This is a genomic window from Bartonella sp. AA16NXGY (assembly GCF_042197325.1).
Classification (GTDB): Bacteria; Pseudomonadota; Alphaproteobacteria; order Rhizobiales; family Rhizobiaceae; genus Bartonella.
On record NZ_JBHIRR010000007.1, the window covers coordinates 36,412 to 50,401 of the forward strand.

The 13,990-nt window shown below is 36.4% G+C and carries 9 protein-coding genes; 5 read left to right on the forward strand and 4 right to left on the reverse strand.

Going from position 1 to position 13,990, the window contains the following annotated elements; all coding sequences use genetic code 11:
* Window positions 1-200: 200 nt before the first annotated feature.
* The gene (locus ACFINK_RS05495) at window positions 201-812 is read left to right on the forward strand and encodes an invasion associated locus B family protein (protein WP_273791265.1); all 612 of its coding nucleotides are present in this window, start codon (window positions 201-203) and stop codon (window positions 810-812) included.
* Between the two features lie 89 nt (window positions 813-901).
* Here ACFINK_RS05495 and ACFINK_RS05500 read toward each other — a convergent pair whose 3' ends face one another.
* On the reverse strand, window positions 902-3,532 hold the full coding sequence (locus ACFINK_RS05500) for an Rne/Rng family ribonuclease (RefSeq protein WP_375638393.1): 2,631 nt from the start codon (window positions 3,530-3,532) through the stop codon (window positions 902-904).
* Between the two features lie 587 nt (window positions 3,533-4,119).
* Here ACFINK_RS05500 and ACFINK_RS05505 point away from each other — a divergent pair.
* The 3 genes from ACFINK_RS05505 (at window position 4,120) to prfB (ending at window position 9,282) form a co-directional block, all read left to right on the forward strand.
* Window positions 4,120-5,349, forward strand: coding sequence for an N-acetylmuramoyl-L-alanine amidase family protein (locus tag ACFINK_RS05505; protein ID WP_375638394.1), 1,230 nt, complete (start codon window positions 4,120-4,122; stop codon window positions 5,347-5,349).
* A 168-nt stretch (window positions 5,350-5,517) separates the two neighbouring features.
* On the forward strand, window positions 5,518-7,983 hold the full coding sequence (locus tag ACFINK_RS05510) for a penicillin-binding protein 1A (protein WP_375628088.1): 2,466 nt from the start codon (window positions 5,518-5,520) through the stop codon (window positions 7,981-7,983).
* Between the two features lie 170 nt (window positions 7,984-8,153).
* Window positions 8,154-9,282 (forward strand): peptide chain release factor 2 gene (gene prfB / locus ACFINK_RS05515; RefSeq protein ID WP_375611893.1). Its coding sequence is split into 2 segments (ribosomal slippage): window positions 8,154-8,222 and window positions 8,224-9,282, totalling 1,128 coding nucleotides; the frame shifts between segments, so codons are not numbered across the junction.
* 338 nt (window positions 9,283-9,620) lie between these two features.
* Here the strand turns inward: prfB and ACFINK_RS05520 are convergent.
* The 3 genes from ACFINK_RS05520 to ACFINK_RS05530 form a co-directional block, all read right to left on the reverse strand.
* Window positions 9,621-10,106 carry a peroxiredoxin gene (locus ACFINK_RS05520; RefSeq protein ID WP_375611894.1) on the reverse strand — a complete coding sequence of 162 codons (486 nt, stop codon included), beginning with the start codon at window positions 10,104-10,106 and terminating at the stop codon, window positions 9,621-9,623.
* A 190-nt stretch (window positions 10,107-10,296) separates the two neighbouring features.
* The gene (gene tyrS / locus ACFINK_RS05525; RefSeq protein ID WP_375638395.1) at window positions 10,297-11,550 is read right to left on the reverse strand and encodes a tyrosine--tRNA ligase; all 1,254 of its coding nucleotides are present in this window, start codon (window positions 11,548-11,550) and stop codon (window positions 10,297-10,299) included.
* A gap of 322 nt (window positions 11,551-11,872) precedes the next feature.
* Window positions 11,873-12,553: an alpha/beta hydrolase gene (locus ACFINK_RS05530; RefSeq protein WP_375613441.1), complete on the reverse strand. Its 681-nt coding sequence runs from the start codon at window positions 12,551-12,553 to the stop codon at window positions 11,873-11,875.
* Window positions 12,554-12,713: 160 nt separating this feature from the next.
* On the opposite strand from ACFINK_RS05530, the gene ACFINK_RS05535 reads away from it, so the two are divergent.
* A complete protein-coding gene (locus tag ACFINK_RS05535; protein ID WP_375628096.1) occupies window positions 12,714-13,889 on the forward strand; it encodes a cysteine desulfurase family protein in 1,176 nt (391 codons plus the stop codon).
* The last annotated feature ends 101 nt before the right edge of the window (window positions 13,890-13,990 follow it).

Sequence of the window (13,990 nt, forward strand, 5' to 3'; positions counted from 1 at the left end):
GAAGAGGGGAAATGATATGAGTGTATAAAAATTAGAATGGCTCGTCGTATTTTTTCTCTAAATTTGACTTTTTTTTTTATATTGAAGTAAAAATAGTAAAATTAATTGTTATTTCATTATAATTTAATAAATTAAGTTGGAATTATATTTAATATTTTTTTGAAGTTACTTAAGAGCGCGTTGAAAGGATTAACTTAATCATGTCGCATAAAAATGTTTATTCTGCTGTTTCAGTATTAGTTGGAGCCGCTGCCCTTTTTCTTATAGCTGGTATTTCTGCAAATGCGCAAACTTTATCACAAGGTTGGTACAAAGTTTGCAGTAAGCAGCATGATGTTGATATTTGTAATACAATGAATACTGTATTATCGAATACGGGACAACCTTTAACGGCTTTTAATCTTGTTGAAATAAAAGGGAAGCAAAATGAGAAACGTATAGGTATTCAAGTGCCGACAGGTCGTTTTTTGCCAGAAGGTGTTCACATTAAAATTGGTGACGAGTTCTCTAAAAAAATTCCTTATATTATTTGTAATGGACCAAGTTGTATTGCTAATGATGTCTTAGATGATAAGCTTATAGCAGCTATGAAAAGTGGTACAAAAATGGTTGTAACCACAGTTAATTTCCGTGGTTCAGCTAATCCTATTGAATTTTCTCTTAATGGGTTTACAGCAGCCTATACCGGTCCTGGTATGGAGGAAAAAGATTTCCAACAAGAACAAATAAAGCTGCAGCAAGCTATTCAATCAAAGCAAAAAGAAATTGAAGAGCGTATGCGGGCTGAGCAAGAAAAAGCGAAACAAAAGTAATAAAACCACACCATAAAAGTTGGTCAAAACGTTTTCTATAATTGTTTATTTGAACCGCCACAGTTTTCTGTGGCGGTTTTTTTTAATCCTTAATTTTTCGAAAGAATTCTGCGTTTCCACCAACCAATACGTTCAGTTTTGGAAGAATCATTAGGCGTTGATGAAATAACAACGGGTTGATTAATTGTTTCTTCAATTTGGGAAGGAGAGGTTTCGATAACTTTCTCCATCTCGATTACAGTTTCTTGCTCTAATATTTTTTGTATTTGCGTTGTCTCTTTAGAAGATGATTTTTTACGTGTTCCACGTGTTGATTTTTTACTCTTTTCAAGAGCTTTATCTTCTACCTCATGAATAGCTTTGTCTGCTTTTTTTGTTTTAGTTTTACGCACCGGACTGGTTGTAGGTTTTTTTTCAAGAGATTTTTGTTCTGCAATATTTTGATCATTCTCTAAAGAAAGTTGATTTTCTACTACTTTTGAAGAACGTGTTTTACGTTTTTTAGGTTTAATACTTGTATCATTTTTTTCAGATTCACTCTGTTGTTGTATATCTAGAGCTTGTGTATTATTTTTTGTTTCTTCAAGTTCAAAAGATTTAACAGGTGAAACACGACGTTTGCGATGCGCTGCTTTAATTTCTGCTAAAGCTTGCTTAGCAAAATCTCCTACTGGTTCTGCATAAGGAACGCGAATCTGATGAAAATTATTATCTTGATTGCGTCGACCACCACGACGTCCTCGACGACGTCCTCGACGATAAGAATCATCATTTAAGGTATCTTCTTTTTTATGAACGTTGGAGAGAGAATGATCAGTAATTTCACCGTGACGATTTTTGCGCCGACGCTTTTGGTTTGTTTCAATGGGAGAAGGATTTTCAATAGATTCACTTTTTATGAAAACAGAATCTTCAATTTCTTGCTTATTGTCATCTTCCAATGAAGATTGAGAAATTCTCTCTGCTATTGAGCCTTTAGAAATAACAAGATGTTGTGTTCCAATACTATCATCTGCTTCAATACTAATATTAAGTTTAAAGCGAGCTTCTAAATTAACAAGAATATTGCGTTTATGATTTAATACATAAAGCGCTGTTGCTACGGGGGTGCGCACGATAATATTATGTTGCGAATTATGAAGAAGATATTCTTCAATTGAGCGCATGACATGTAACGCAATTGATGATTCAGAACGTATATTTCCTGTTCCTGCGCAATGTGGGCAGGGCTGTGTCGTACTTTCTAAAACCGATATGCGAATACGTTGACGACTCATTTCTAAAAGGCCGAAGTGTGAAATATGACCTACTTGAATACGAGCACGATCGTTTTTTAAACAATCTTTTAATTTTTTTTCGACCAGCTTCACATTGCGTTCTTCAAGCATATCAATAAAATCAATCACAATTAAACCAGCAAGGTCACGCAAGCGTAATTGCCGCGCTACTTCTTCAGCAGCTTCAAGGTTAGTTTGTAAGGCTGTCTTTTCGACAGAGAATTCTTTCGTAGAGCGGCCAGAATTTACGTCAATAGCAACAAGTGCTTCTGTTTGATTAATAACAAGATAACCACCAGATTTTAAAGAAACCTGTGGTTGCAACATTTTATCAAGTTGAATTTCAATATTATTTCTTGCAAAAATGGGCGTAGGATCACGGTAAGGTTGCACAACTTTTGCATGACTTGGCATGAGCATACGCATAAAGTCTTTCGCTTCACGATATCCTTGGTCTCCAGAGACAAGAATTTCACTAATGTTCTTATTATAAAGATCTCGTATAGAACGCTTGATGAGATTGCTTTCTTCATGGACAAGGCATGGCGCCGTTGACTCGAGTGTCAAAGTGCGAATAGTATCCCATAACCGCATAAGATATTCATAATCACGTTTAATTTCAGCTTTTGTTCTATTGGCACCAGCGGTTCGTAAGATAACGCCCATACCTTTTGGAACGGCTAATTCTTTTACGATTTCTTTAAGACGCTTACGGTCTTGTACGTTCGTAATTTTTCGTGAAATACCACCACCACGTGCTGTGTTGGGCATTAGAACAGAGTAACGACCAGCTAGAGATAGATATGTTGTAAGGGCAGCACCTTTATTACCACGCTCTTCTTTGATAACTTGTACCAACAAAATTTGACGTCGTTTAATGACTTCTTGAATTTTATACTGGCGCCCTTGTTTTCTTTGATAAATCGGGAGCTCTTCACGGATGTCCTCAGCACCGACCATTTCAATCTCATCATAAGAGATATTGGCATTTAATGCTTCTTCTGTATTATCAATTATTATCGCTTCAGATGTGATATCATTTTCAATATCGGCTGCTATAACATTGTTTTTTTCACTTTTTTTTGTTCTTCTGGAGCGTTTTTTATTTTTAGTTGCTTCTTCCGTAAAGGTATCTACAGAATTTTCTCCTACAGCTTCTTTTTCTTCTTCTTCAAGAAGAGCAAGGCGATCAGCAATAGGAATTTGATAATAATCAGGATGAATTTCAGAAAATGTTAAAAAACCATGTCGGTTTCCACCATATTCAACAAAAGCCGCTTGGAGAGACGGTTCTACACGCGTAATACGTGCGAGATAAATATTCCCCTTGAGCTGTTTTCTATGTTCTGATTCAAAATCAAGTTCTTCAATTTTGTTGCCGTGAACAACAACAACACGTGTTTCCTCCGGATGGGAGGCATCTATAAGCATTTTGTTTGACATAAGTTAATATCCTGAAGGCGACATGCACAATTTTATTCAAACGAATGCCATAACTATTCGTAAACATAAAAGGCTGTCTGCCATAAAAGGGAGGTACCAGAAAAACAGGACGAAACACCACGTGCAAAGGCATGACTGCATTTACACCATTTCTCATCATTATTTCCATCTGTTTTTTATGACTCATATTTTCTTAAAAGTCTCCGGTAAAATAATCTTTAAAACAGTTCGGATATCCGAACCAACGAATCTTAAGTAATGCAATCCTAATGTTACAACATAGAAATTTTTCATCCATAAAAAAGTCTCAACGCATAATAGACAAAAAACTTCTAAAGACAACTTAATATGAGTTACAGATAATTTAGATGACTATTATCAGCTAGGAAGCATAAATATTCTTTTATGTTGATATCATGCGTTTGGCAAGTAACAATGTAAATCATGTATAATTATAATATCTTTATGACCTTAATTTCGTTTTGAGGTGTTTATTTAGCTTTTATTGAAAAATAGATAATAAATTGGTGTATCGTTTTATGTAACCAAGATAAATTATTACAAAGGTAATGTAGAGTATTTTGCTTATGATAAGAGTTTTTTTTACCAAAAAGCTGAAAACAGCTTATGGGGATGTTATTGTGCTCGTCACATACTTTTTATTATCTTTTTTGCTACTCCAAACTAGTGTTCAAGCCGCAGATCCTCTGAGACTTATTAATTTTCGAACCATTGGTGATAGTATTCATACGCGTATTATTGCGGTTTTTAATTCAAAACCAAATGTTCGTTTACAGATTTTTGACAGGCCCGCACGTTTGGTTATCAATTTACCTACAATTGACTTTTCGATGCAAAATACGCCTTTAAAGAAACGGAATACATTATCCGTTATGCTTTCAGATGTGCGTTATGCTTTCTCTGACATACAGACTTCACGCATTATTTTGACAAGTAAAACGGCTTTTGTGGTTGAAAAAAATGTCGTAAAAAAATTAAATAATGGTTTATGGCAGTTGCTGATTGATATTCGTAAAAGTACACAAGAAAAATTTGATGAGATATTAAAAAAACAGCAAAGAAGCAATTTTGATACAAAAACACAGTTAATGCCAGCATATAATTTCCGTGTTGTTCTTGATCCTGGTCATGGTGGTATTGATGGCGGTGCACGGGGTGTTACTGGAATTTTAGAAAAAGATGTGACTTTAGACTTTGCGCGTGCATTGCAAGACGAATTACAAAAGGATTCTCATATTACCGTTGCTTTAACACGAGATTCCAATATTTTTTTAAGACTAAGTGAAAGAGTTAAAAAAGCGCAAGAGTTTGATGCTGATCTTTTTATATCTATTCACGCAGATACGATTGATCTACATTCTCTTCGCGGTGCCACAGTGTATACCATATCAGATAAAGCCTCTGATGCCATTGCAAAATCTTTAGCTGAAAATGAAAATAAAGTTGATTTGCTTGATGGTTTGCCTGCAGATGAAACGCTCGAAGTTACAGATATTTTGATGGATCTTACACGACGTGAAACACATACATTTTCGGTTAATTTTGCAAATAGTGTTATTTCAAGTTTATCAAAGAATCATATTAACTTGATTAATAACCCACATCGGTATGCTAATTTTCAAGTTTTAAGAGCTTCAGATATACCCTCAGTCTTGATAGAGATAGGTTATTTATCCAATAAAGAGGATGAAAAGTTATTAAATGATCCTCATTGGAGAAAACAAATGGCAGCCTCTATTGCTCATTCTATTCGTCAATTTGCTGATTATAGGCAGAAAATGATACAGCCTCTTTAAATTTATGAGAAAATAGAGTATCAATATGGGCTTCTAGTGTACCCTAGTATAAATAAAAGATAGAAAACAATTTCTCTTGATCTCAATCTTGTGGTGATATCCACTTGGTGTGTTTGAAGTAACGTATTTTTTCTTTAATTAATTCTTAAGAAAGCGATAGCCGTTTTTATGATGATTTTTTTAAGATATCTTCTTCGTTTTTTTATTGCTATTGGACTTTATGGTGCAATAACGTGGGGTGTTATGACCAGTGGTCAAGCAAATGCACTCCCTGATTATGAAGTTCTTTCACTTTATGAGCCGCCGGTAATGACCCGTGTCCATGCTTCTGATGGCCGTCTTATGGCAGAGTTTGCAACAAAACATCGCCTCTATTTACCGATTCAATCAATACCAAAGCTTGTTATAAATGCTTTCATTTCGGCTGAAGACAAAAACTTTTATCATCATTTTGGTTTAGATCCTGAAGGACTTTCTCGAGCTTTGATCAATAATATTCGTAATATTGGTTCTGGAAGACGTCCAGAGGGTGCATCAACTATAACGCAACAAGTCGCTAAAAACTTCCTTTTAAGTTCAGAAACAACGTTAGAACGTAAATTTAAGGAAGCTATTTTAGCAATGCGTATTGAGAAAACTTATTCAAAAGATCATATTCTCGAACTTTATCTCAATGAAATTTATCTGGGTCGTGGCACTTATGGCATAGCTGCTGCTTCATTGACCTATTTCAATAAATCCGTCAATGACCTGACGCTAGAACAATGTGCTTATTTGGCTGCTCTTCCAAAAGGACCAGCAAATTATGATCCATTTAAGAATACACAACGTGCTATTGATCGGCGTAATTGGGTTATAGACCGGATGATTGCAAATGGATATGTAACGCGTGAACAAGGTGAAAAAGCGAAAGCTAAACCTTTAGGAGCGACAATACGTGGGAGTGATAGCTATGTTTTTGCGGCTGATTATTTTACTGAAGAAGTACGGCGTCGTTTAATACATCGCTATGGGGCTAAAACACTTTATGAAGGTGGGCTTTCCATTCGTACAACGCTTGATCCGCATTTACAACTTATTGCGCGACGTGCTTTGCACGATGGATTAATTAGATTTGATCATGCGCAAGGATGGCGTGGAGCTTATGCGCATATTGATGAGAAAGGTGATTGGGGGACAGAACTTGCAGATATCACAGGGCTAAGTGATGTTCCTGAATGGCGTTTAGCTGTTGTTCTTTCTACTAATCTCAATAAAGTAGAGATTGGTTTACAGCCACAGCGCGAAGCTTCAGGTATATTATCAAAAAAACGGGAAATTGCTGTTTTATCTGAAGCTGATTCAAAATGGGCACTCCATGTTGTAAAAGAAAATGGTTATCGAAAAACTGTTCAGAGCTTATCTCATGTTCTGCAAGTTGGGGATGTCATTTTTGTTGAAAAACTATCTAATACAAACAACACTTATCGTTTACAACAAATTCCAAAGGTTGAAGGTGCAATTGTTGCTATGGAACCTCATACAGGGCGCGTTCTTGCTATGGTGGGAGGATTTTCTTTTGCCGCATCTGAATTCAATCGTGCAACCCAAGCTTATCGCCAACCGGGGTCTGCTTTTAAGCCTTTTGTTTATGCAGCAGCTCTTGATAACGGATATACACCAGCATCCGTTGTTTTAGATGGCCCCATTGAAGTTCGTCAATATAATGGTGAAGTTTGGCAACCCAAAAATTATGGGGGTACCTTTGCAGGACCTTCAACGTTGCGTTATGGTATTGAGCGTTCTCGTAATCTTATGACAATACGGCTTGCCAATGATATGGGAATGCCTCTTGTCGCTGAATATGCAGAACGCTTTGGGATCGTAGATAAATTGCAGCCTTATCTTCCCATGGCTTTAGGGGCTGGCGAAACAACAGTATTACGAATGGTTACAGCTTATTCCGTTATTGCCAATGGCGGACGCTCTATTAAACCTTCTCTGATAGACAGAATTCAAGATCGTTATGGGAAGACAATTTATCGTCATGATGATCGTATTTGCGAAAATTGTAATACGAATTCATGGAATAATCAAAGTGAACCCACATTGATTGATGAGCGAGATCAAGTTCTTGACCCTATGACGGCTTATCAAATTACATCGATGATGGAAGGGGTTGTTCAGCGTGGTACTGCGGCACGTTTACGTTATCTTAATCGACATATTGCCGCTAAAACAGGAACAACCAATGACTCTAAGGATGTCTGGTTTATGGGATTTACTCCTGACATTGTCGTTGGTATTTTTGTCGGTTATGATCAACCAGCTCCGTTAGGATATAATGGAACAGGAAGTTCATTAGCTGCACCTATTTTTGGTGATTTTATGGCAGATGCTCTTAAAGGGAAGCCAGATGTTCCCTTTAAGATGCCAAAAGGTATGATTTTAATGCCAATTAATCGGAAAACAGGAATGCTTGCCGAAAGAGGAGATCAAGATGTCATTATAGAAGCATTTAAACCAGGGACTGGGCCTGCTGATATATATCAAGTTATTGGGAGTACAAATTCTTTTCAAGAAGGTGTTCCTGCAGTAACGACTTCTCCACAAGTCAACAAAGCACTTGAAAGTGGGACAGGTGGGCTGTATTAATCGACAAAATCTCCTTTTGCCATGAGTCATGGTTTTTATCTCTTTTTTACAATGTCGGTTCTATAAATAGAGTGATAGAACTGTACCATTTTCTGATAGCAGCTATTAAATTTGTATAAAATGCTAAGAGACACAACCAAAAAGAGTTTTTAAAAATACGGTGTTAAATTATGCGAGCAGAAATAGAAACATTAGTTGATGAAATCCAGAAAGCAATACAATTGCTAAGGGGGCATCTTTGACTGGGATCAATCACTAAAGCGTCTTGAATATCTTAATCAAAAAGCGGAAGATCCATCATTATGGGATGATGCACAACGAGCACAGGATATGATGCGTGAGCGTCAACGTCTTGATGATTCAATCAATGGTCTTTTATCATTTACAAAAACACTTGAAGAATGCATTGAGCTTATTGCGATGGGCGAAGAAGAAAGTGATGTGGAAATTATCGCTGATGCAGAAAGATCAATACGTAATCTTAAAAATGAGATAGATAAAAGGCAAATTGACGTACTTCTTTCAGGAGAGGCAGATCCGAATGATACCTATTTAGAAGTTCATGCTGGAGCAGGGGGAACAGAAAGCCAAGATTGGGCTTCTATGCTCTTACGTATGTATATGCGATGGGCTGAACAGCATGAAATGAAGGTTGAAATTTTAGAAATTCATGATGGAGAAGAAGCAGGAATAAAGTCAGCGACTATTCTTGTAAAAGGGCATAATGCTTATGGAATGTTAAAAACAGAATCAGGCGTTCATCGCTTAGTACGGATTTCTCCATTTGATTCGAATGCAAAGCGCCATACTTCTTTTGCGAGCATTTGGGTCTATCCAGTTATTGATGACAATATTGAAGTTGATGTTTCAGAGGCAGATGTGCGTATTGATACATATCGTGCATCTGGAGCAGGAGGACAACATGTTAACACAACAGATTCTGCTGTTCGCATCACACATATAAAAACGGGTATTGTTGTTCAATGTCAAACAGAGCGTTCTCAACATAAAAATCGCGCTACGGCTTGGTCGATGTTGCGTGCACGGCTTTATGAAGAAGAGCTTAAAAAAAGAGAAGAAGAAACCAATGCTGCTGAATCTTCTAAAACAGAAATCGGATGGGGACATCAAATTAGATCTTATGTTCTTCAACCCTATCAGCTTGTCAAAGATTTGCGTACAGGAATTGAAAATACGGATCCACAATCCGTACTTAATGGTAATTTAGATGCATTTATAGAGGCAGCACTCGCACGGCGCATTTATGGACAAGACAAAAAAACTGAGGATATTCGTTAATTACATATCCTTCCTTCAAGCCATGTAGATTTTTTCTTAAGCTGTTCGTTTTATGGATGCTGTGATGTTATATAGCCTTTGATACTTTAAAGGTTTAAAGGGGGATTTTCTTGTTCCTTTCTTCAACTTTTTCTCACACGCTAATTCTGCTTATGATATTGCAAGTGATAGGAAGAATCTGAAATCAGAAAATTTTGCGATATTCGGGGGACTAATATAAATGTAAAACAATTCATTATCCTTATAAATCAATATATTGTAAAAATTGAATCCGTTGAAAAACTAAAATCAATTAGGGAGAATAACTTTTGCTTTTGAAGGTAAATCAAACACTCAATTTACAAGTTACCATTATGATATAAAAGTGTTGCAGTAGCTAAAACATTTTCAGCATGCCCAGATACGCTTACTTTGCGCCATTCTTCTACTATTATTCCATTTGCATCAATTAAAAAAGTGCTCCGTTCAACTCCCATATATTTGCGTCCATACATGCTTTTCTCAACCCAAACACCATAAGCTTCGAGGGTCGTTTTTTCTTCATCAGAAACCAAGATGACATCAAGTTCATGTTTTATTTTAAATTTATCATGTTTTTTTACATTATCTGGAGAGATTCCAATAACAGCAACACCGATTTCATCAAATTTCATCTTTAATTTTGTGAAATCAAGTGCTTCACTTGTGCAACCACTGGTGTCATCTTTTGGATAAAAATATAAAACAACAGGCTTTCCTTTAAAGTCAGAAAGACACACTGTCTCTCCTCCATCGCGCGGCAAAGTAAAATCAGGAGCAAGAGCACCTTTCATTGGTCTTGTCATTGTTTTCATCTTTCTTTTTTGTGTAACAGGTATAAAATATCAGAGTACACAGAAGAAAAGAACTATTCAACTCTCTAGAATTTTATCGTTTTGAAGAGACTTTTATTTCCCTAACAAAATTCGCCCTATCACAACGATTGAATTGAAAGAACAAGCTCGACGTGAACAACATAAACAAAACAGCAAAAGATTATACTGGTTTCATCACAACATGTTTTTTCTTACCAAAAGAAAGTTTAATGGTTCCTTCTGCACTGACATCCCTTTCAATAATAAGATGTGTTTCATCCTCAATAATTTGATCATTTACACGGACACCTCCACCTTGAACGTGTCGGCGTGCCTCACTATTCGATCTAGCGAGTCCTGCTTGTACTAAAAGAGTGAGCAATCCAACACCTTTTTTTAATTCTGAGGCATTAATTTCAACAGTTGGAAGATTTTCTCCCAGAGTTTTTTCTTCAAACGTCTTGCGAGCCGTTTCTGCTGCTGCATCAGCAAGAACACGTCCATGCAACATTGCTGTAATTTCTGTTGCAAGAATTTTTTTTGCTTCGTTAATTTCAGTTCCTTGTAATAGAGAAAGTTTAAGAATCTCATCCATCGGCAATGGAGTATAGAGCTTTAGAAATCGTGTTACATCAGCATCTTCTGTATTGCGCCAGTATTGCCAAAATTGATAAGGTGAAAGTTTATCCGCATTTAGCCATACAGCCCCATTCAATGATTTACCCATTTTGGCACCGGAAGAGGTTGTCAGCAATGGTGATGTTAACGCATATAATTGCGGTGTTCCTAAACGATGTCCTAATTCGATTCCGTTAATAATGTTGCCCCACTGATCAGAGCCCCCCATTTGCATACGCAACCCATAACGTTTATAAAGTTCAACAAAGTCATAAGCTTGCAGAATCATATAATTAAACTCTAAGAATGACAAAGAGTGCTCACGCTCAAGTCTGAGTCTGACAGAATCAAATGACAACATACGGTTGACAGAAAAATGCTTTCCTACATCACGCAAAAATTCTAAGTAGTTTAAATTGCATAACCATTCAGCATTATTCACAATACAAGCATCGGTTTCTCGGTCACCGAATGTCAAATAGTTAGCAAATACCTTTTTAATACCATCAATATTTGCAGCAATATCATCTTGTGTCAGAAGGCGTCGCGCTTCGTCTTTGAAAGAAGGATCACCAATCAATCCGGTTCCTCCACCCATTAAAGCAATGGGGCGATGACCCGTTTTTTGTAACCAATAAAGCATCATAATCTGAAGAAGACTTCCAGCATGTAAACTCGATGCTGTTGGGTCAAATCCAGTATAAGCGCTTACAGTTTCTTTTGAAAAAAGATCATCTAAGCCTTTTTCATCTGAAATTTGGTGGATAAAACCACGTTCGCTCATAATGTGTAAAAAATCAGATTTAAAGGCAAACACAGATTTAATTTCCTAATTTAAGAGTGCATTTATTGTATATAATAGGCGATTATATAACGAATTATTAATGCGTTATCTATCATAACTGACGCACACCTCACAAGAGAAAGAGACATATTGGTAGTATAAAGATAATAATACAGGTATTATTTCCTTTTTACGCTAAAAAAGAAACTTCTTAGTAATAGAAAAAAGGTGTTCTGTTATTCTCATTTCTATCCTGAAATAAAATTTAGAAAAATTTTAAATGCAGACTAAAAAAATTACTTTGTTATGATCAGAGACGATTTTTGCTAATTTTTTATAAATCTATCGTATTTTCCTAAGTTAGTGAAAGTATTTCAGGAGGAGGAGCGAGAAGTTCATTGGAGATATGGTTATCCAAATAGTGGGCACATCGTTCAATAAGTTTTTCATGACATCCACTGAAAAAGTGATTAGCCTCTTCCAATATTTCTTGTGTAATGATGATACCTTTTTGTGTTTTTAATTTATCGACAAGTATTTGAACATCTTTTGGAGGGGCAACTTTATCGATACCGCCATGAATGATAAGTCCAGAAGAGGGACAAGGTGCAAGAAATGAAAAGTCATAAACATTAGGCTGAGGGGCAACTGAGATAAATCCCTCAATTTCCGGTCGGCGCATTAAAAGCTGCATACCAATCCATGCTCCAAATGAGTATCCTGCTACCCAACAATTTTTAGAGTCTGGATGTTGTGTCTGCACCCAATCGAGAGCAGCAGCAGCATCTGAAAGTTCTCCTATTCCATAATCAAATTCACCCTGACTACGACCAATACCACGAAAGTTAAAACGTAAAGTTGTAAAGCCACGTTGTTGGAACATATAAAAGAGGTCATAGACAATTTTATGATTCATAGTTCCACCAAATTGGGGATGAGGATGCAAAATGATCGCAATGGGTGCATTTTTTTGTTGTGAAGGTTGATAACGCCCTTCGAGCCGACCCGCGGGACCGTTAAAAATAATTTCTGGCATAAAATGCTCCTTAATGCAATAAAAGGCTCTCTTTGACCCTGGTCGACTTTTACCATAGAATCTCTTAAATAATTATTAGATATTCTTTTTTTAGTGCACTTTTCAAGAAAAATGCGCTATTTTTTCAATCAATTCATAAGATTAATGATTGCGATGTAAAATGGTTATAAAACGCCGATATTTTGATCATAACGCAACAACACCGCTCAAAAAAGTGGCACGGATAGCGTTACTGGAATCTTTAGAGATATTTGGTAATCCATCATCGGTTCATAAGGAAGGGCGTGCCGCTAAAACTTTGTTGCAAAAGTCCCGTCGGCAAATCGCTGAAAATCTTAAAACAGATCCAGATCACGTGGTATTTACCTCTGGTGCGAGTGAAGCCGCAATGACTTTGTTAACACCTTTTTACAATATGGGGAAAGCAAAAGTTAAATTTTCTCATCTTTACCTTGGAGCGACTGAACATCCCTCTGTTGCAGAGGGAGGACGTTTTTCTAAAGAATTGATAAGCGTCATTGATGTTGATCAAGATGGGCTCATACAACAAGATAAATTAACATCACTCTTAACGGTTCACGATAAAACAAAAGGTTTACCTCTTGTTGCTATTCAAGCTGCAAATAGTGAAACGGGTGTTATTCAACCGTTAACAGAAATCGCCGCTATTGTTCGGGATTTAGGAGGCACTCTTATAGTTGATTTGACACAATATGTAGATAAAAATTTTGTGGATATTCATCAGTTAGGAGGAGACTTTTTTATACTGTCTGCCCATAAAATTGGCGGTCCTAAAGGAATTGGTGCTTTTGTTTCATGTGGTAATCTTCTCATGCCACACCCTCTTATTATTGGAGGAGGACAAGAAAAAGGTCTCCGTGGAGGAACAGAAGCATTGCCCCTTATTGCTGCTTTTGGGGCAGCAATGACTGATTGCTTCACACAGGAGGAAATAAAACAGTTAATATATTTACGCAATAAATTAGAAGCTGGACTACAAAAAATAAGTAAAAATGTTGAGATTTTTGGCAAAAGAGTTCAACGTTTGCCAAATACAACTTACTTTACCGTGAAAAATATAAAAGCTGAAACGATGCAAATTGCTTTTGATTTAGAAGGGTTTTCTTTATCATCCGGCTCTGCCTGTTCTTCGGGAAAAGTAAAACAAAGCAAAGTGTTGGAGGCAATGGGGTATCATGTTCCAAATGGTGCCATTCGCATTTCGCTAGGGCGTGGCACAACTTCTGAAGATATTGATGATTTTCTGTCGTTTTTTTCTCAAATTATAAGCAGGAAAAAAGGGGAAGATTTATCATCAGAAAGTTATAAAAATTAGAATTATTTTAAAAATAAAATAAGTTTGATTGAAATTTTTGCGCTTTACCTATAGCCTAGGAGATAACTTGCTTACTTTAATCTTGTAAAAAACAAGACTTT

Excerpts from the sequence above, each read along its gene's own strand:
- ACFINK_RS05495 (WP_273791265.1), top strand. The coding sequence starts at position 201 with ATGTCGCATAAAAATGTTTATTCTGCTGTTTCAGTATTAGTTGGAGCC.
- ACFINK_RS05500 (WP_375638393.1), bottom strand. The coding sequence starts at position 3,532 with ATGTCAAACAAAATGCTTATAGATGCCTCCCATCCGGAGGAAACACGT.
- ACFINK_RS05505 (WP_375638394.1), top strand. The coding sequence starts at position 4,120 with ATGATAAGAGTTTTTTTTACCAAAAAGCTGAAAACAGCTTATGGGGAT.
- ACFINK_RS05510 (WP_375628088.1), top strand. The coding sequence starts at position 5,518 with ATGATGATTTTTTTAAGATATCTTCTTCGTTTTTTTATTGCTATTGGA.
- ACFINK_RS05520 (WP_375611894.1), bottom strand. The coding sequence starts at position 10,106 with ATGACAAGACCAATGAAAGGTGCTCTTGCTCCTGATTTTACTTTGCCG.
- ACFINK_RS05530 (WP_375613441.1), bottom strand. The coding sequence starts at position 12,553 with ATGCCAGAAATTATTTTTAACGGTCCCGCGGGTCGGCTCGAAGGGCGT.
- ACFINK_RS05535 (WP_375628096.1), top strand. The coding sequence starts at position 12,714 with ATGGTTATAAAACGCCGATATTTTGATCATAACGCAACAACACCGCTC.